The organism is Salmonella sp. WC3 (genome assembly GCF_042932255.1).
GTDB lineage: Bacteria > Pseudomonadota > Gammaproteobacteria > Enterobacterales > Enterobacteriaceae > Salmonella > Salmonella enterica.
The window spans coordinates 1,289,597-1,307,586 of sequence record NZ_CP170629.1 but is presented as its reverse complement, the minus strand read 5'-3'; the positions used below and the strand labels follow the sequence as shown (position 1 = coordinate 1,307,586).

16 protein-coding genes, 1 tRNA gene and 3 pseudogenes are annotated in these 17,990 nt (G+C 49.4%); 7 read left to right on the top strand and 13 right to left on the bottom strand.

Annotated elements, in window-relative coordinates:
- Positions 1 to 121 precede the first annotated feature (121 nt).
- The 5 genes from ACFK9X_RS06125 (at position 122) to stbE (ending at position 6,080) form a co-directional block, all read left to right on the top strand.
- Entirely contained in the window at positions 122 to 658 is a 537-nt protein-coding gene (locus ACFK9X_RS06125) for a fimbrial protein (protein ID WP_000062036.1), read from the top strand.
- Between the two features lie 61 nt (positions 659 to 719).
- Positions 720 to 1,481, top strand: coding sequence for a fimbrial biogenesis chaperone StbB (gene stbB / locus ACFK9X_RS06120; RefSeq protein WP_000781492.1), 762 nt, complete (start codon positions 720 to 722; stop codon positions 1,479 to 1,481).
- Complete coding sequence (locus ACFK9X_RS06115) at positions 1,465 to 4,026, top strand: fimbrial outer membrane usher protein (RefSeq protein WP_079787948.1); 2,562 nt, start codon at positions 1,465 to 1,467, stop codon at positions 4,024 to 4,026. The genes stbB and ACFK9X_RS06115 overlap by 17 nt, the downstream gene beginning before the upstream one ends.
- Before the next feature lie 4 nt (positions 4,027 to 4,030).
- The gene (stbD, locus tag ACFK9X_RS06110) at positions 4,031 to 5,356 is read left to right on the top strand and encodes a fimbrial usher protein StbD (protein WP_023238749.1); all 1,326 of its coding nucleotides are present in this window, start codon (positions 4,031 to 4,033) and stop codon (positions 5,354 to 5,356) included.
- Positions 5,322 to 6,080 carry a fimbrial biogenesis chaperone StbE gene (gene stbE / locus ACFK9X_RS06105; protein WP_151115861.1) on the top strand — a complete coding sequence of 253 codons (759 nt, stop codon included), beginning with the start codon at positions 5,322 to 5,324 and terminating at the stop codon, positions 6,078 to 6,080. The genes stbD and stbE overlap by 35 nt, the downstream gene beginning before the upstream one ends.
- Before the next feature lie 46 nt (positions 6,081 to 6,126).
- Here stbE and ACFK9X_RS06100 read toward each other — a convergent pair whose 3' ends face one another.
- On the bottom strand, positions 6,127 to 6,525 hold the full coding sequence (locus tag ACFK9X_RS06100; protein WP_000766845.1) for a hypothetical protein: 399 nt from the start codon (positions 6,523 to 6,525) through the stop codon (positions 6,127 to 6,129).
- 691 nt (positions 6,526 to 7,216) lie between these two features.
- Here ACFK9X_RS06100 and ACFK9X_RS06095 point away from each other — a divergent pair.
- Positions 7,217 to 7,489, top strand: a complete 273-nt coding sequence (locus ACFK9X_RS06095) for a hypothetical protein (protein ID WP_023193128.1) — start codon at positions 7,217 to 7,219, stop codon at positions 7,487 to 7,489.
- On the opposite strand, the gene ACFK9X_RS06090 is transcribed toward ACFK9X_RS06095, so the two are convergent.
- From ACFK9X_RS06090 to ACFK9X_RS06050, 9 genes and pseudogenes are all read right to left on the bottom strand, one after another.
- Positions 7,434 to 8,399 carry a LysR family transcriptional regulator gene (locus ACFK9X_RS06090; protein ID WP_151115859.1) on the bottom strand — a complete coding sequence of 322 codons (966 nt, stop codon included), beginning with the start codon at positions 8,397 to 8,399 and terminating at the stop codon, positions 7,434 to 7,436. The two genes, ACFK9X_RS06095 and ACFK9X_RS06090, sit on opposite strands and share 56 nt — an antisense overlap.
- Positions 8,400 to 8,432: 33 nt before the next feature.
- Positions 8,433 to 9,347: an alpha/beta fold hydrolase gene (locus ACFK9X_RS06085; protein WP_151115857.1), complete on the bottom strand. Its 915-nt coding sequence runs from the start codon at positions 9,345 to 9,347 to the stop codon at positions 8,433 to 8,435.
- Positions 9,347 to 10,225, bottom strand: coding sequence for a fumarylacetoacetate hydrolase family protein (locus ACFK9X_RS06080; protein WP_023256545.1), 879 nt, complete (start codon positions 10,223 to 10,225; stop codon positions 9,347 to 9,349). The genes ACFK9X_RS06085 and ACFK9X_RS06080 overlap by 1 nt, the downstream gene beginning before the upstream one ends.
- Positions 10,226 to 10,239: 14 nt before the next feature.
- A complete protein-coding gene (gene leuD, locus ACFK9X_RS06075; protein WP_000379343.1) occupies positions 10,240 to 10,866 on the bottom strand; it encodes a 3-isopropylmalate dehydratase small subunit in 627 nt (208 codons plus the stop codon).
- A gap of 1 nt (position 10,867) precedes the next feature.
- The gene (gene leuC, locus ACFK9X_RS06070; RefSeq protein ID WP_001274854.1) at positions 10,868 to 12,289 is read right to left on the bottom strand and encodes a 3-isopropylmalate dehydratase large subunit; all 1,422 of its coding nucleotides are present in this window, start codon (positions 12,287 to 12,289) and stop codon (positions 10,868 to 10,870) included.
- A 131-nt stretch (positions 12,290 to 12,420) separates the two neighbouring features.
- Entirely contained in the window at positions 12,421 to 13,659 is a 1,239-nt protein-coding gene (locus ACFK9X_RS06065; protein WP_077910630.1) for an MFS transporter, read from the bottom strand.
- A gap of 341 nt (positions 13,660 to 14,000) precedes the next feature.
- Positions 14,001 to 14,324: a DUF1889 family protein gene (locus tag ACFK9X_RS06060; protein ID WP_001573898.1), complete on the bottom strand. Its 324-nt coding sequence runs from the start codon at positions 14,322 to 14,324 to the stop codon at positions 14,001 to 14,003.
- A 109-nt stretch (positions 14,325 to 14,433) separates the two neighbouring features.
- On the bottom strand, positions 14,434 to 14,541 hold the full coding sequence (locus tag ACFK9X_RS06055; protein ID WP_021294037.1) for a diol dehydratase reactivase ATPase-like domain-containing protein: 108 nt from the start codon (positions 14,539 to 14,541) through the stop codon (positions 14,434 to 14,436).
- Positions 14,510 to 14,875 (bottom strand): annotated as a pseudogene (locus ACFK9X_RS06050) (diol dehydratase reactivase ATPase-like domain-containing protein); the annotation flags it as partial. The gene ACFK9X_RS06055 and the pseudogene ACFK9X_RS06050, both read right to left, overlap by 32 nt.
- A gap of 66 nt (positions 14,876 to 14,941) precedes the next feature.
- On the opposite strand from ACFK9X_RS06050, the pseudogene ACFK9X_RS06045 reads away from it, so the two are divergent.
- Positions 14,942 to 16,104: pseudogene (locus ACFK9X_RS06045) on the top strand (IS3 family transposase).
- 17 nt (positions 16,105 to 16,121) lie between these two features.
- Here the strand turns inward: ACFK9X_RS06045 and ACFK9X_RS06040 are convergent.
- The 3 genes and pseudogenes from ACFK9X_RS06040 to proA all read right to left on the bottom strand — a co-directional run.
- Positions 16,122 to 16,376: pseudogene (locus ACFK9X_RS06040) on the bottom strand (Arm DNA-binding domain-containing protein); the annotation flags it as partial.
- Between the two features lie 163 nt (positions 16,377 to 16,539).
- Positions 16,540 to 16,615 (bottom strand) — tRNA-Thr (locus ACFK9X_RS06035).
- A 115-nt stretch (positions 16,616 to 16,730) separates the two neighbouring features.
- Positions 16,731 to 17,981, bottom strand: a complete 1,251-nt coding sequence (gene proA / locus ACFK9X_RS06030; RefSeq protein WP_000893225.1) for a glutamate-5-semialdehyde dehydrogenase — start codon at positions 17,979 to 17,981, stop codon at positions 16,731 to 16,733.
- Between the last annotated feature and the right edge of the window lie 9 nt (positions 17,982 to 17,990).

Here is a 17,990-nt window from a genome sequence, read left to right as displayed (position 1 = left end):
AGCTCACATCCAAAAATAGAGTTAATGATCGTTATTTTTACCACTCCTCCATAAGCACGAAACATTCGGGCGAATTGCACTCGTCCTGAAAAAGTAAAGATTAATACAGGAACATTATTATATGTCTATGAAAAAATATTTAGCAATGATCACAGGCTCGCTTCTTGTCTCCAGCAGCGCGATGGCTGTTTCTGATAACACCATCACCTTTCAAGGGGAAGTCTCTGATGAAACGTGCTCTGTCGTGATTAATGGTAATCAGGCTAAACCCGTCGTGTTATTGCCAACAGTAAGTACTAAAGAGTTATCAGAACAAGGGAAAACCGCGGGGCCAATAACGTTTGATATTGGGCTGTCCGGGTGTACCGGCTCTAAGGACAAAACAACAAAAATTTCCACTGTCTTTGTTGGTAATCAGGTCACCAGTAACGGTAACCTGGGTAATACTGGCAGCGCGAAAAATGTTGAAGTCCAATTACTCGACACTTCAGGGGAGCCAATCAATCTGACCGGCGGCTTTACTGGCGACGGCGACCTACAGCTGGAACCAAATGCTTCTGAAGCGAGCGCGACTTATACCGCGCGGTATTACTCTACCGGGAAAGCAGAGGCTGGGACAGTCGCTGCCACCCTTCAATACGCCGTTTCGTATAAATAATTGTCGCTACGGTCTGGCGTTGAAACGCCAGACCATTTTCAATCGCCAGGGAGTTGTTGAGATGAAAATGGATACCCGACATTCCGCATTATATTACTTAATAGTTTTTCTATTGCTGGCCCTACCCGCCACAGCATCGTGGGCGAGCGTTACTATTTTGGGTAGCCGAATAATTTACCCATCAACAGCCTCCTCCGTAGATGTGCAGTTAAAAAATAATGATGCAATACCTTATATCGTACAAACCTGGTTTGATGATGGCGATATGAATACCAGCCCGGAAAATAGCAGCGCGATGCCGTTTATTGCCACGCCGCCAGTATTTCGTATTCAACCCAAAGCAGGCCAGGTGGTACGCGTAATTTATAACAACACAAAAAAATTGCCGCAGGATCGTGAATCAGTATTCTGGTTTAACGTATTACAGGTACCACCAACGAATATTGGCAGCGACAGCGGGCAAAATAAAATGTTGGTGATGCTGCGCTCAAGAATAAAACTTTTCTATCGTCCTGACGGGCTAGGTAAACCTGATAATCTGGCGAAAAAACTACAGATTAAAACGGTAAATAAGGGTTCCGGAAAAAGCGGTATTGTTATTGTTAATCCGCAGCCCTGGTTTGCCTCTTTAAGTAACCTGAATGTAAAAGTGAACGGCGCTTCGTATAACCTGGATGCTGACATGATTGCCCCTTTCTCCAGTCAAACCTGGTGGCTGCCGGGCAAACGGTCACTCAAATCCTTCTCCGGTACAGTCACCGTTACTTTGGTTAACGACCTGGGCGCAAGGATAAGCGAGAGCTACGATGTCCCCCACCATTAATTTGAACCGCAAAAGCCTTGCGCTATTGATCGCCATAGTTTGCTCAGGCTCCGCGCAGGGTGAAGAGTATTATTTTGATCCTGCGCTACTTCAGGGGGCCACTTACGGACAAAATATTGCCCGTTTTAATGAACAGCAAACGCCTTCCGGAGACTATCTTGCCGACGTTTACGTTAATGGCACGCTGGTAACAGCGAGCACTAATATTCGATTTAATGCTGTAAAAGAGGGTCAACAGACTGAACCCTGTCTGCCCTTATCGGTGATGAAAGCGGCACAGATAAAATCACTCCCCGCGACCGACGCTGCGACCGAGTGTCGCCCGCTCAGGGAGTGGGTACCTCATGCCGGTTGGCAATTTGATAGCGCCACGCTTCGCCTGTTGCTGACGATTCCAATGACCGAACTTACGCACAAACCGCGCGGTTATATCTCCCCTTCAGAGTGGGATAGCGGCGCGCTGGCGCTGTTTTTACGCCATAACACAAACTGGACCCACACCGAAAATACCGACAGCCATTATCGCTACCAATACTTATGGAGCGGTTTAAACATGGGCGTTAACCTCGGACTTTGGCAGGTCCGTCATCAAAGTAATCTGCGCTATGCCAATAGCAACCAGAGCGGAAGCGCCTGGCGCTATAATAGCGTTCGAACCTGGGTGCAAAAACCTGTCGCGTCTATTAACAGTATTCTGTCGCTGGGCGATAGCTATACGGACTCCAGCTTATTCGGCAGTCTGTCTTTTAACGGAGCTAAACTTGTCACCGACGAGCGGATGCGCCCGCAGGGCAAACGCGGTTATGCGCCGGAAGTTCGGGGCGTAGCGGCCAGTAGCGCGCACGTGGTAGTAAAACAACTGGGGAAAGTGATTTATGAAACCAACGTTCCGCCGGGCCCATTTTATATTGACGATCTGTACAACACCCGTTATCAAGGCGATCTGGAGGTAGAGGTTATCGAGGCCAGCGGTAAAACCTCACGTTTCACCGTGCCTTATTCTTCCGTGCCGGATTCGGTACGTCCCGGTAACTGGCACTATTCGCTGGCCTTCGGCAGGGTTCGTCAGTACTACGATATTGAAAATCGTTTCTTTGAGGGAACGTTCCAGCACGGCGTTAATAACACCATTACCCTCAACCTCGGTTCACGAATTGCGCAGCGTTACCAGGCATGGCTGGCGGGCGGCGTCTGGGCCACCGGTATGGGCGCGTTCGGCCTTAACGCCACCTGGTCGAACGCGCGCGCAGAGCATAACGATCGCCAGCAAGGCTGGCGCGCGGAACTCAGTTACAGCAAAACGTTTACCACCGGCACTAACCTGGTACTGGCGGCTTATCGTTATTCAACCAACGGCTTTCGCGATCTTCAGGACGTGCTCGGCGTACGCCGGGAAGCAAAAACGGGGATTGATTACTACTCCGACACGCTGCATCAACGCAATCGCCTGTCCGCGACGGTAAGCCAGCCGTTAGGACAGCTTGGCACGCTTAACCTCAGCGCCAGCACCGCAGACTACTACAATAACCAATCGCGTATAACACAGCTACAAATGGGATATAGCAACCAGTGGCGGAATATAAGCTACGGGGTGAATATCGCACGACAGCGCACCACCTGGGATTACGATCGCTTTTATCACGGCGTTAACGAACCACTGGACGTGAGTAGCCGACAAAAATATACCGAAACCACAATGTCGTTTAATGTCTCTATACCGCTGGATTGGGGCGAAAACAGAACGTCTGTCGCCATGAATTATAACCAGTCCAGTCAAAGCCGTTCCTCAACCGTATCCATGACCGGCAGTAGCGGTGAAAACAGCGACCTGTCATGGTCGGTTTATGGCGGCTACGAGCGTTATCGCAATAGTAATAGCGATAGCAGCGCGCCAACGACGTTTGGCGGTAATCTACAACAAAACACCCGGTTTGGCGCACTTCGCGCCAACTATGACCAGGGTGATAACTATCGTCAGGAAGGGCTGGGCGCGTCCGGCACCCTGGTACTTCACCCTGGCGGTCTGACGGCTGGCCCCTATACCAGCGATACCTTTGCGCTTATTCATGCCGATGGCGCGCAGGGCGCGATCGTACAAAATGGCCAGGGCGCTGTGGTTGATCGCTTTGGTTACGCCATTCTGCCTTCGTTATCTCCTTACCGCGTCAATAACGTTACGCTTGATACCCGTAAGATGCGCAGCGATGCCGAACTGACGGGAGGAAGTCAGCAGATTGTGCCCTATGCCGGCGCCATCGCGCGTGTCAATTTCGCCACTATCAGCGGCAAAGCAGTGCTGATCTCCGTGAAGATGCCGGATGGCGGCATACCGCCAATGGGCGCTGATGTTTTCAACGGTGAAGGCACAAACATCGGCATGGTCGGCCAGAGTGGGCAGATTTATGCCCGTATCGCCCATCCGTCGGGTTCTCTACTGGTGCGCTGGGGAACAGGGGCAAACCAGCGTTGCCGGGTTGCCTACCAACTCGATCTTCACACCAAAGAACCGTTTCTCTATCTGAACAAAATCTGCGAGAAGGAATAGCACAATGCTTTTTAGTTTCCGAACGCTATTGTTTATCACCAGCCTGTTCGTCAGCGCCGGAACATGGTCGTCATGTATCAAAGTCACCGATAAGAGCGCGCTCTCTGACGCGGCGATAAAAGCGGGCTACACGGCGCAAAACTGGATCGGCGCAACTGACACGAATACGGGTAATATCGGTTTGCCAACGGTGATTAGCATCAGTAATAGTGAAACATTTCAACCCTCCGGCACACTATTGGCCAGTGGGATCGGTAACTTCCTGACGGCCGCCACCGGCACGCCCTATTCCAGTAAACAGGTACTTTACCGCTGCGATTCCGCCGATGCCGGGAAGCTCTATGAGATGTATTCGACAAATGGCGATAGCGCTTTTGCGGGGGCATTTTTTACTCCCGAAGTAGAAGGCGCTTATTATGATGTGGAGCGTAATGTCGCTGTCCGTATGACAAACCTCAGTACCGGCGAATATTACAGCCGCTTCTGGAAAGAACGCCAACTTACCGCAGACAGTTGGTTTCAGGATGACAAATATATTTATATTCCTGCCAGCGCGTTTAGCAACGTGTTATATGAGATGTTTAAAATTGACTCAAGAAAATATTTTGCCTACCAGAATCCAATGGACCGAGATACCTGGACGCAGCCTCGGGGTTATATCGCGTTTAAAGGCCCAGGCTTGATTACCGAGCGGATCAAAGCGGGACTGGATCATGCCAGCGATTATTATGGCTGGCCCAGCTATTGGCCCGGGGCATGGAGTACATATAATAGCGTCACCTATGTTCGCGGCGCGTTATGTAAAATCAAAGATTATTCTGCGATCGTGAAAATTCCCCCTGTCGCCGTTGGCATATTAGCCGCCGGAGGCAATAGCCAGGCGCCTTTCCACGTCAGCCTGGAATGTGAGTCCGGCGCAGTGTCCAGTGCCCTCCCGTCCACCAGCGCCGCTAATGTCGCAATGGGGTTTGTCGTTAATCAACCCACCGCCGTGGCGGCGGCGCGTCGCCTGGGGCTAACCACATCCGCAGGCGGTCTGTCGTGGCTACTGGACACCCATTATGGCGAACCTGGCGTAGCTTCCGGAGTGGGTATCCGCATCTATAACGATGCCGGTACGCCAATTAACCTGTTACCCGATCGGATCAAGACAGGCACTGGCAACGCCCGAGGCTGGTATGGCTATAAAGATTTAACCACACGGGTATCATCCGGTTCAGTAGAAACCTACAGCGGTGATTTTACTGCCTCGCTTGAGGCGATCGGCGGACAAACAGTAACGGCAGGAAGCGTGAATGCGCAATTACAGGCAGTGGTTAGTTTTCAGTAAAGTCATATTAACGCTACTCGGGTTGACGGGATGGTATGGCCCGACACAAGCCGCCGTTAATATTGACAGAACCCGAATTATTTTTGCTTCAGATGATGTCGCTCAATCGTTGACATTATCCAACGATAATACAACGCCGATGCTGTTACAGGTATGGACCGACGCCGGAAACATTGACGCCTCTCCGGATAATAGCAAAACGCCGCTGGTGGCGCTGCCGCCGGTATTTAAAATGCAGCCAGGAGAACTGAGAACGCTTCGCCTGCTCCTGAGTTCCCGCCAGCAGCTGGCAACGGACCGGGAGAGTCTCTTCTGGCTAAACATTTATCAGATACCGCCAGTCACCCAGGACATTAAAAACCACCCGCGAAAACTGGTATTACCGCTTCGTTTGCGGCTAAAAATTTTAATTCGCCCGACCGGATTAAAAGCGCCAACGGAAGCGGAGGAGAAAAAATTACGCTTTATTGCTAAAGAGAATACTATACGGATAGTTAACCCCACCTCGTGGTATATGAGTTTAACACTAACGACGGATGACAAGAAAAGTATCGGCGATATCATGGTTGCGCCGAAAACAGCACGTGATGTGCCGCTAACACGCTCGCCAACGCCGGGAGCATCGATAAATTATGCAGTAATCAATGACTCCGGGAACTGGCGACAATATACCGCCATACTGGAAAAATATATTAGTGAGAGTGATTTTATTCCTGAGTTTTGATGGGAAATATTCAGGGATGCGATCGTATCCCTGAGACAAGTCAGACTCAGCATGTACCATTGTCAAAAATAGTATTAAGCTGATATTTTACTTTTTGCACGGCATCTTTGTTCTGTTGAGTTCCCTTCTCCTCAACAGACATATCCCATACGTTTTCATTATCTGACTCAATTAATGTGTAGAACGTATTATTATTACGCATCATATAACCACGAAAATTATTTTCGATGCCCGTTGTCACAGGCTTAGCAACCCCTGAAATAACAGATTCCGTCTCTTTATTGAAAAGCTGATATTGAATATTTGCGCAGTTTAAATCACAGGGAGAACATTTAAGATTTAAAACAAGCAGTATCGTGTTATTTTCAAAAACAAGGGCATAATGATTGCTGGCAGATGAACATAACGGGAATAGCGCGAGAAGGAGGATTATTATCAATTTCATATACTTATATAGACTCCATCAAAGAAAACTTTCATTTCACGCCCCTGAGAATAGCGAAAGGCATACCATGCAGAACGAATGCTTTCCGAGCTGACGTCCTCATAGACATTTATACCATGCTCAGCAAGTATGCGAGAAAGAAAATGAGAAGATTGTTATGACAGAAAAGGTTGTAACGATAACAGGAACAATACCTATTTCATATTCATTTAATTAATAATATTAATTTTCTATTTCATCTTTGGTAATACCCCCAATGGATTTTCCGCCTATAATGCTGCACAGGTAGCTACTTCTCTTTTGCTGTGAGAAAACATTACATTGGTATAACTAATGAGAATGAGCAGAGGCATTAAGTCACGTAATATTGCGTTTCCTCTGTTAAGGCTTTTGTGTGAAAAGAGAATTACTTTTAGTCAGTTAGGTAGCATTACATAAGCATAACTAAATTTGAGAAAACCTCGAAAAATCAGCATATTGAATTGATGGATGGTATTGTTTTTTAAAAGGATTTTAATTGCCAACCTGCGATAATACGCTTAAGATGAACACATATCTATTGAGCTAAAGTAGTCGCTCAATCAATCTGATTGTTATGGAGTGAGTGTGTGATACTTACAATGCCATCCAGCCGATACCAATAGAATTCTCAACCTCCGATAATCGTCACCCAAAAATCAGGAGATAAAATATGACGTTAAAACCAGGTGAGAAATCCGGTAATAATGGAGGTATCTATGTGGAGGTTGGGCCGCGTGGTGGGATAAAAGATAACTTCGCCACGATAGCGGAAACAAAACCGCGCCACCAACGCAACGCCCTAAAAGCTACTGGGTGCTGGCAAAAAGAACACCTAACAGTAAACGTAAGTCAGAGCATCTGGCGCCACGACAGTTGGCACCGACTGATCACAGTACGCCCGGTGCTTTACCGCCTGGCAAGCATTGTGCAAGATGCTCCGTGAGGAAATCGATGCAGATTTTGATACGATCAGAACTTGATGAACGCCGGGTATATACAGCCCAGATATTCGCTTCCTGATACCACTGAGGCAACACGCGAACCAGCTCACCTCGTTCAATATACTGCGCAACATCCCATTCCGACCGCAATGTAATGCCATGGCCTTTCAGGGCCCAAATAAGCACCACACTGCCGCTGTTGGAAGAATGAAAACCGTTTAGTCGGCAATGTGTCTGCTGCTTACCGTCCGTTAATATCCAATTGCCAAATGCCGAGTTTTTTTCCTGAATCATTAGGCAATCGTGCTGCACAAGCGCACTAACAGACTCTGGCTTGCCGTGTCGTTCGAGGTATTCAGGGGAAGCACACAGGATCCGTCGATTAGTGGCTAACTGCCGTGCGATATACAATTCGTTGATATCATCCCCAACGCGAATTTCAATATCGATCCCCTCTTCCACCAGATCCACTTCACGATCTGTTAGCGTGAGTTTTACCGTAATATCAGGATAGGTGATCATAAATGACGACAGCGCCTCTGCGACATATTTATGCCCAAAACCAAATGAGCAGTTGATGGTGATATTACCAGCCAACACACCACGTTGATTATCCAAACGACTTACAAAACCATCCATTTCACTGACGACCTGCATAGCCCCACCCAGCGAATTTTCGCCTTCCGGTGTGAGACGCATCACTCTGTTATTTCGAAAAAAAAGCCGGGCGTTGAGACATTTTTCAAGGATAGCGATACGTTTGCTGATATAGGAGGGAGATAACCCCAGCTCCAGCGCTGCCCGGGCAAATCCACCGTTGCGAGCAACGGTGACAAAAACGAAAAGATCTTCAACAGAAGGCCAGCCCTCAAGGGGCTGGCGATGTTTTTTTCCTACAGGTGTCGTTTTCATAGCATCAGTGCGAAGTTGCAAAGGATGACCGAGTTATAACACTGAATGTAAAAAGGACTGAAGTTTCTGGATAAAGTACTCAGGACACTCTTCCTGCGGGGAGTGTCCGCAAGGCAATGCTTCCCCCTGAACGTTTAGCGCCTTTTCTTTCCAGGTACCAACCACATTATATAGTTGCCCTACCGTTCCCAGCCCTCCCCACAGCAACTGTAACGGACACCGGATACGCGCCGACGTATCTGCGGCATCATCGTCCAAATCAATCGTCGCAGCAGCCCGGTAGTCCTCACAGATCGCGTGGATCATCTCAGGGTTCTGGTAACAGCGCAGGTATTCATTGAATGCTTCCTGCGAGGTCGCGCCCTCTATTTTTAGCTGGCCAGAAATATGCTTACGCAGAAAAAATGCCGGATCGTGCGCAATCATCGTTTCGGGTAACGGGAAAGGTTGAATCAGGAAAAACCACCAAAAGTAACGCGTAGCAAAGGATTTATCGGTCAAGGCGTACATCGTCGCGGTTGGAGCAATGTCGATAAAAGTACAACAGGTCACACGATCCGGATAACCCAGCGCGAGCCTGTGTCCTACGCGTCCGCCACGATCATGCCCTACAAAGGCAAAACGGGAAAAGCCGAGCGCATCCATTAACATGACGATATCCTGCGCCATGGTGCGCTCTGAATAGGTACGGTGCGCCGGATCGCTCGTTGGTTTATCGCTGTCGCCATAGCCACGCAAATCCGGCAAAATGACTGTATGATTTTGCGCCAATGTCGGTGCGACTTTCCGCCATGTTGTATGATTCTGCGGATGCCCATGTAGCAGTACCAAAGGTGAACCGCTGCCTCCGATAGCCACTCTTACCGTCAGACCATTTTCCAGACGAACATCCTTGAGCGCAAACCCCGGAATAAACGGAGAGGCGCCGCATTCAATCAGTGTACTCATCACTTTCTCCCGTCATGCCAGCTAACAGATGATGTTAAATAACGGCTATCCCGGACGACATTGCGCAGGGTTCCAATATGTTCAATCTCAACTTCAATAACATCACCATCGTGTAAAAACAGCGGTGGAACGCGTTTTTTGCCCACTCCACCAGGCGACCCTGTGAGGATCGTGTCGCCAGGGGAAAGCAGAGTAAAGGTGCTTATATAAGCAATGAGTGAAGCGATAGGATGGATCATATTTGCCGTAGATTCGTTCTGCACCTCCCGCCCGTTTAGTCGTGTCAGTAAACGTAGCATCTGGGGATCGGGAATGTCGTCTGTGGTCACCAGACACGGACCGAATGATCCTGTCGAAGGCCAGTTTTTTCCAGCCGTAAACCAGCTATGCTGCCAGTCCCTCACTGAACCATCCATATAGCAGCTGTATCCGGCGACATAATCTAAAGCATCCTCAGCGCTGACCCGGGAGCATGGCCGCCCAATCACTACGGCTAATTCACCTTCGTAGTCGAACTCATTGGTATTTTCAGGCTTCAGCAGCAGGCCATTATGCCCGGTCTGAGAATCTGCAAAGCGGACAAAAAGGGTTGGGGTCGGGTTGGTTTCATTAAACTCAATACGCTTATCGGCGTAATTCATTCCGACACAGATGATCTTCTGCGGATCGTCAATCACCGGCAGAAAAGTGACTTCCTGGTAGTAATAATCCGCCGGCTCATCACACCATAACGCCGCATCCGTCAGCGCATTAGCGCACAGGAGAGATTTCAAAGTGGGATATTTGTCGCCAAGCCGCTGCGAGAGATCAATTATTCCGGTTTCCTGCATAATGCCGTAGCGTTTGCCACCGTTCACAAGATATTGAACCAGTTTCATTGCAGTCTTCTTCCTTAACCGCGCGGGGATGCAGGGCGTTTTAACCACGGCCGCCGTGAATAATGCGCAACCTCAAAATTTTCAATCTCCGGCAAGTATTGCAATGTCCAGGCTATCGCATCTTCGCCTGCGGCCAGCATCGCCCGTTTGAGTTCACTGATCACAAAGGAGATCGTTTCCTCTGCCGTCGTAATTTCGCAGCGATCGAGTGAAACAGTGATAGAATTGGTATCAGCACTCGCGGCAAGCTGCGCCAGGCGCGCCAAAGCAGGTTCATCTAATGAGACCGTGAGGATCCCGTTGCGTTGGCAGTTATCATCGAAAATGCCTGCAAATGTGCTACCTATCAGCCCCCGTACTCCCAGTTGTTTTAATCCCCATACGGCGTGTTCACGACTCGATCCACAGCCAAAATTGGGGCCAACCAGCAGGAATGTCGCGCTCTGCCAGCCCGGCATGTTCAGAATAAAATCAGGATTTGGTTGGCCGCCAGCCATAAAGCGACGATCGAAAAACACCCCTTTATCCAGCCCCTGGCGATCGATCCCTTTCAGGAACTGTTTTGGCATAATCACATCAGTGTCGATATTCGGTTCCAGCATCGGCGCAATTCGCCCGCTGATTTGCTTAAACGTATCCATCTTATTCCCCTGCCTGAAGTAATGACCGAACATCGACCAGATGCCCCGCTACCGCCGCCGCCGCAACCATCGCCGGGCTCATCAAATGCGTTCTTGCTCCAGCGCCCTGTCGTCCAGGGAAGTTACGATTCGTACCTGATGCACAGCGATCGCCGGGCGACAATACATCTTCATTCATCGCAAGGCACATTGAGCAACCCGACTGCCGCCATTCAAAACCGGCAGCAATAAAGATTTTCGCCAGTCCTTCTTCTTCCGCCTGGCGTCTTACCATTGTTGAACCAGGCACAATGATCCCGCGAACATGGCTGGCGATTTTGCGCCCTTCAAGCACCTTCGCAACGGCACGCAAATCCTCAATGCGACCATTTGTGCATGAACCAATAAAAGCGTGAGAGATACGAATATCTTTCAGCAACATGCCAGCCGTTAATCCCATGTAATGAAGGGCCTTCTCAAGCGCCAGGCGCTTAAGCGGATTGGTTTCCTGTTCCGGGAAAGGAACACGTCCGGTGATGGAACCTGTTTGATCCGGACTGATTCCCCAGGTGACTTTAGGCTCAAGATCATGGCAGTTGATCGCCACCGTCTTATCAAATACCGCATCAGCATCGCTGCTCAACTGTGACCATTCCAGCAATGCCTGCTGCCAGAGTTCACCTACAGGCATTTGCGGTTTACCGTAGATATAGTCAAAAACCTTTTTATCCGGCGCAATAATGGCACCACGCGCCCCCGCTTCTACCGCCATGTTGCAGAGCGTCATTCGTCCTTCAACGCTCAACGCGCTGATGGCCTCACCCACAAATTCAATGGCATATCCCGTCGCGCCATCAGCGCCAATACGTTCAAGCAATTCAAGAACAATATCTTTTGCGGAACAGGCGAAAGGTAGCTCTCCCTGAACACTTACGCGCATGGTTTTGAGCTTGCGGTAAACCAGCGTCTGCGTGGCCAGCAGATGTTCAATTTCCGACGTCCCGATACCAAAGCCCAGCGCGCCAAATGCACCGTAGGTTGTCGTGTGACTATCCCCGGCGGCGATCACCATGCCAGGCATCACTAGCCCTTGTTCATGAGCAACCACGTGTTCAATCCCCTGACGCGGATCCAGCACATCAAATAATGTGATGCCAAAGTCAGCGGCATTTTCCCGAAAGTAATCAACCTGTAGCTGTCCTCCCGGATCGGTCATTAAGTCATCCCGTTGCGACCGCGTAGGATTAACATGGTCAATATTCAATAAAAACGTGTCGGGGTGCCGAACGGTGCGGCCGCGTTCTCTTAACCCGCTAAATGCCTGCGGGCTGGTATATTCATTCAGTATTGAACGATCAATATAAAGTAAAACATGTCCTTCGTTATCAAGTTCACGAATGGTATGTGACTCAACTAATTTTTCATACAGCGTTTTAGCAGACATATATATTCCTGGAGCAACGAATATCCGGGTAGCCAAATATTCACAATTTAAGCTTTTAGCTATAGTGACACATTAATGAAAAAATGATGATTCCATTATGGAAAGTATAAAAACACACTTCGTGTCTATAATCAGAAACTCTCCTGAACTGACTGTTTTTTGATTTGCGGTTGTTTCTCATATTTTGCGAAAATAAACCGGCAGATAAATAATCCTATCCCCAGCATCATCAGACATGATGCCGCAATAGCATTCCATCCCTGCCAGGAGAAAAGATACCCGTTTAAATACCCCATTACTGCACCGCCAGCGTAGTAGCAAAGCAGATAAAACGATGTCGCCTGTCCTTTTGCGTTTGGACTCCGTGAACTGACCCAGGCTAATACGGTGGAATGAGCAGAGAAAAATGCGACTGACAGTAAAACGATACCTGAAATGAAAACCCACAGAGAAGGGGCGATTAGCGTGAGAAATGCACCGACCATCATACAGATGATCAGCATACTGAGCGCATTCATCGACCCAATATTCAACGCGACACGGGCAGCATATGGCGCAAGAAAAAAAGTTAATGAGAAGCTAACTGGAATCAAACCTATCCAGGTGTAGCTCAGCTCATAAGGCGGTCGATGCAGGTAAAACGCCAGAAAATTAAAGATGGACGTAAAAGAGCCGAAAAGAATAAATCCAATGACAAAACATAATGATACGCGGATATTCTTAAAATGTTCCAACCCGCCTTTCAACACTGCACCAAGCTGTAGTGAAGGTGTAGGAACAAACTGTCGGGATGTTGGGAGAAACAACTTCACCGCGAGTGCCATAGCAATCAGAACACCACCGAAGATAAAGAAAATCGTATCTATAGATACATGCTCCATCATCAAAGTTGCAAACACACGACCAGACATACTCCCTAGCGAATTGCCAAAAATAAAATATCCAGTAACAATCCCTGCCAAAGCAGGAGAGACTTCTTCACTGATATAGACTGTAACGGCCGCCGTAATACCACTTACTGCAATGCCGAGCAAAGCGCGGTATACCACCAGCATCGGCCATGATGATGCAGTTGCGCACAATAGAGTTAAAATACCTCCTGCCAGCAACGAATAAAAAATGATTGGCTTTCGCCCAAAACGGTCAGATAACGTGCCGCTAAATAACATGGCTAATGCCAGAAACCCCACCTCAGCAGACAAAATCATCCCTACCTGATTCAATGGGATATTATAAACCTCACTTAACTTTGGTAATAAAGCCTGGATTGAATATAAAGAAGCTAACTCTGCCAAACCCGCCAGAGGTAATATCATTAAAATAGGCAAGTACTTACCTATTGTCTCTTCAATATTATTTTTCATACACAATGTTCCGTAAAAGATCCTGATTGCCATCTGCCTGTTTGCCAACAAACATCCGTGTATACAATATTTATCTTTTACGTTTGTAGAATTGACAGCGTTCACATTTTATTTTTCTTAATAGAGACAAAATGGAATCAAGTGTTTTATGAAATGTAGATCATCTAAGAATGACGCGGTAATGGCAACGTAGTAAGTTATGAACTATATATTTATTCAATAAATATATAGACATTAATTTGACGAAAAGAAATGAATCGGCAGTCCAAAATTGTCACTGGCAACCCCTTCTGGACGCCGCCATCCTTAGATGGAAACGTCCGTTAGCGTTTTATTCGATAGTCAGCTCACACGAGTTCTTTGAGCTGCTCCTGCATATAGGTCGAAAAATACTCTGGGTTTTTGATAAGGATGCGGTTACCGGAGGCGACTTTTTCTGCCCATCCGGCCACTTTTTTCGTGAACTCAGGATTCCATCCCTCCTGCTCACCCCGTGCCATCACAACTTCCGGACTCGCTGGCACACCTAAGTCATGCAAATACTTTAGAATTCCCTTAGCGGTGCTTTCATCCATTGAATGGGGCACTGACGCCGAAGTGTTCATACCACCAATAAAATCCAAGGCTTTTTCAATTGCTGTTGGCATGCTCTTATCCTTAAAATTAACCACGTGAGAGACACCTTGATACTATGTACCCAACTCCGCCGGGATATCAAAGAGAACATCGCCTTTCTTTGACTTACCCCGCAGCTAAACGCTTGCGCGGCTGTTTTCTGCACTATTTTTTGGCTTCTCCGGCTAAAACCAGCCCGGTCGCTACCGCATTGCGCGGGCCTTCAGTACCACGGATATTACCCTGCCCGGCGACAACGCCGTACTGCGCCATCGTTATTGATAATGGCGGCATCGGTGGATCCTGCGCCTAAATCGAGGATCGCCAGCGGCACGGCGCATCCATGCGTCGTTAACGCGCCAGCCACAGCCATGTTGGCTTCCACACCACCGACTTCAACTGGGGTATTTAACCGGGCGCTTAGCTCGCTGGCGATAGCCTGCATCTGTAAGCGATCGGATTTCACCATCGCCGCAATGCCAACGGCGTTTTCCATTGAACATTCCCCGGCAATGCCACCCTGTACCGCGCGGGGAATAAACGTATCCACCGCAAGAAGATCCTGGATATGCACGGCGTTCATGTCATGACTGGTCAGCGAGGCCATTGATCTTACCCAGCAATAGTGGACACGCGACTAAGTGAGTAAACTCACAAGTAAGAGGTGACTCACATGACAAAACCAGCATCAACCACCAAAAAGCCACGCAAGCAGCACACGCCTGAATTTCGTCAGGAAGCCCTGAAACTGGCTGAACGCATTGGGGTGGCCGCTGCCGCCCGCGAACTTAACCTGTATGAATCACAGCTCCACAACTGGCGAAGCAAACAGCAAAATCAGCTCTCTTCTTCTGAACGCGAGCAGGAGATGTCCGCTGAGATCGCCCGTCTGAAACGTCAACTGGCAGAACGGGATGAGGAACTGGCCATTCTCCAGAAGGCCGCGACATACTTCGCGAAGCGCCTGAAATGAAGTATGTCTTCATCGAAAAACATCAGGCTGAGTTCAATATCAAAGCCATGTGCCGTGTACTTCAGATTGCCCGTAGCGGCTGGTACGTCTGGCATCAGCGTCGTCATCAGATAAACCGGCGTCAGCGGTTCCGCCTTGTCTGTGATAACGTCGTCCGGGAAGCATTCAGTGACGCAAAACAACGCTATGGTGCGCCACGCCTGACGGATGAGCTTCGTGCTCAGGGTTACCAGTTCAACGTGAAAACCGTGGCGGCCAGCCTGCGTCGGCAGGGGCTGCGGGCGAAAGCCTCGCGCCGGTTCCGTCCGGTCAGTTACCGCAAACATGATCTGCCAGTCTCAGAGAATCTGCTGAAGCAGGACTTTTACGCCAGCGGCCCGAATCAGAAGTGGGTGGGTGACATCACGTATCTTCGCACTGGTGAAGGCTAGCTTTATCTGGCCGTGGTTATCGATCTGTGGTCGCGGTCAGTCATTGGCTGGTCGATGTCCTCGCGGATGACAGCACAGCTTGCCTGCGATGCGTTACAGATGGCGCTGTGGCGGCGTAAATGTCCGGAAAATGTCATCGTGCATACAGACAGAGGCGGTCAGTACTGTTCAACGGATTACCAGAGCTTACTGAAACGCCATAATCTGCGGGGAAGTATGAGCGCCAGAGGTTGTTGTTACGACAATGCCTGTGCGGAAAGCTTCTTCCATACGCTGAGGGTGGAATGTATCCACGGAGAGGACTTTGTCAGCCGGGAAATAATGCGGACAGCAGTGTTTAATTATAGTGAGTGTGATTACAATCGGTGGCGTCGTCACAGTGCCTGTGGCGGTCTCAGTCCGGAACAATTTGAAAACCAGAACCTCGCTTAGGGTTGTGCCCATATTACGCGGGTAGGATCACAGCTCTTTCCTTCTGCCACAAGTTTTCGGGCATCATCACGACGAGAACTGACATCTGCAAGTGTGATCGTCGGATACACACCCGGCGAGATCATTTTTGGCTTACCGGCAAAACGATAACGGAACCGCCAGCTCTTGCTTCCATTAGGTTCAATTAGCAATGACAACCCTTGCCCATCTCCGAGTGTATAGGCTTTAGTTTCAGGCTTAGCGCGGCGAATCTGCATATCGTTTAAAGGCATGTGGATAGGAATCCAAGACCGAACAGGAACATATACACAATCCTATACACATTCAGTGTCGGATTCTACTGGATGGTTACGGACGGTGATGGACAAAAAAGCAATAAAGTCGTTATAAATCAGTGTATTTATGGATGAATACGGACGTTTGAGGAACTTGAGATGGTGCCGATAATAGGAGTCGAACCTACGACCTTCGCATTACGAATGCGCTGCTCTACCAACTGAGCTATATCGGCCCTGAGAAGGGTGTGTTCACGCGGGTGAATCACGGGGTAGAAGGTTAAAACTAACCGGGCGGTGCGTCAATAGCCTTGCTACTCAACCGGCTATTTTTGCACCGCTCGTCATTAATTACGCACGAATCGTACCATCGCCAAAGCCGATCCACTTATAGGTGGTAAGCGCTTCAAGCCCCATCGGACCGCGGGCATGTAATTTCTGCGTGCTGACCGCCACTTCTGCGCCAAGCCCAAACTGCCCGCCGTCGGTAAAACGGGTAGAGGCGTTGACATAAACCGCAGCGGAATCCACTTCGTTCACAAAACGCGCAGCATTATGCATATCACACGTCAAAATCGCATCGGAGTGCTGAGTACCATGTTCGCGAATGTGGGCGATAGCGCCATCCATATTTTCGACCACCACAACGTTCAGATCCAGAGACAGAAACTCGTTATCCAGCTCTTCCGGTTTCAGCGGCACCAGTTTGGCAGGGCCATGCAGTACCTGCATGACGGTTTCATCCCCATGCAACGTCACGCCGCTCTCCGCCATCTGCTTGCTCAGCGCAGGCAAAAAGCGTTCTGCGATGTCCTGATGCACCAGCAAGGTTTCCACCGTGTTACAGGTGCTCGGGCGCTGGGTTTTAGCGTTGACAATAATCTTCAGCGCCGGGGCGATGTCTGCGCTGCTATCAACAAAAATATGGCACACGCCAATCCCGCCGGTAATCACCGGAATGGTGGATTGCTCGCGGCACAGTTTATGCAAGCCTGCGCCGCCGCGCGGGATCAGCATATCGATGTACTTATCCATACGCAGCATTTCATTGACCAGCGAACGGTCCGGATTATCAATCGCCTGAACCGCCGCCTCCGGTAAACCGCAAGCTTTCAGCGCCTTCTGAATGACACGAACGGTTGCGGCATTCGTGCGATGCGTCTCCTTCCCACCGCGTAGAATCACCGCATTACCGGTTTTCAGACACAAAGAAGCCACATCAACGGTAACGTTCGGACGCGCCTCATAGATAACGCCAACCACGCCCAACGGCACGCGGCGGCGCTCCAGACGTAGCCCGCTGTCCAGCAGACCGCCGTCGATCACCTGCCCGACCGGGTCGGCGAGATTACAGACCTGGCGCACATCGTCAGCAATCGCTTTCAGACGCGCAGGGGTCAGCGCCAGGCGGTCCAGCATCGCTTCGCTCAGGCCGTTGGCTCGCGCCTGCTCAACATCTTGTACGTTCGCGCTGAGGATACTTTCCATTTGCGCTTCCAGTTCATCGGCTATTTTTTCCAGCACGCGATTTTTTTCGCCGCTGGAGAGCAGCGCCAGCTTATACGACGCCGCTTTAGCAGCAATGCCCATTTGTTCCAGCATATGCCTGTT

What these genes read in the sequence shown, in the direction of transcription:
- ACFK9X_RS06125 (WP_000062036.1), top strand. Translation starts at nt 122, where the DNA reads ATGTCTATGAAAAAATATTTAGCAATGATCACAGGCTCGCTTCTTGTC.
- stbB (WP_000781492.1), top strand. Translation starts at nt 720, where the DNA reads ATGAAAATGGATACCCGACATTCCGCATTATATTACTTAATAGTTTTT.
- ACFK9X_RS06115 (WP_079787948.1), top strand. Translation starts at nt 1,465, where the DNA reads ATGTCCCCCACCATTAATTTGAACCGCAAAAGCCTTGCGCTATTGATC.
- stbD (WP_023238749.1), top strand. Translation starts at nt 4,031, where the DNA reads ATGCTTTTTAGTTTCCGAACGCTATTGTTTATCACCAGCCTGTTCGTC.
- stbE (WP_151115861.1), top strand. Translation starts at nt 5,322, where the DNA reads ATGCGCAATTACAGGCAGTGGTTAGTTTTCAGTAAAGTCATATTAACG.
- ACFK9X_RS06100 (WP_000766845.1), bottom strand. Translation starts at nt 6,525, where the DNA reads ATGAAATTGATAATAATCCTCCTTCTCGCGCTATTCCCGTTATGTTCA.
- ACFK9X_RS06095 (WP_023193128.1), top strand. Translation starts at nt 7,217, where the DNA reads ATGACGTTAAAACCAGGTGAGAAATCCGGTAATAATGGAGGTATCTAT.
- ACFK9X_RS06090 (WP_151115859.1), bottom strand. Translation starts at nt 8,399, where the DNA reads ATGAAAACGACACCTGTAGGAAAAAAACATCGCCAGCCCCTTGAGGGC.
- ACFK9X_RS06085 (WP_151115857.1), bottom strand. Translation starts at nt 9,347, where the DNA reads ATGAGTACACTGATTGAATGCGGCGCCTCTCCGTTTATTCCGGGGTTT.
- ACFK9X_RS06080 (WP_023256545.1), bottom strand. Translation starts at nt 10,225, where the DNA reads ATGAAACTGGTTCAATATCTTGTGAACGGTGGCAAACGCTACGGCATT.
- leuD (WP_000379343.1), bottom strand. Translation starts at nt 10,866, where the DNA reads ATGGATACGTTTAAGCAAATCAGCGGGCGAATTGCGCCGATGCTGGAA.
- leuC (WP_001274854.1), bottom strand. Translation starts at nt 12,289, where the DNA reads ATGTCTGCTAAAACGCTGTATGAAAAATTAGTTGAGTCACATACCATT.
- ACFK9X_RS06055 (WP_021294037.1), bottom strand. Translation starts at nt 14,541, where the DNA reads ATGGCGCAGTACGGCGTTGTCGCCGGGCAGGGTAATATCCGTGGTACT.
- proA (WP_000893225.1), bottom strand. Translation starts at nt 17,981, where the DNA reads ATGCTGGAACAAATGGGCATTGCTGCTAAAGCGGCGTCGTATAAGCTG.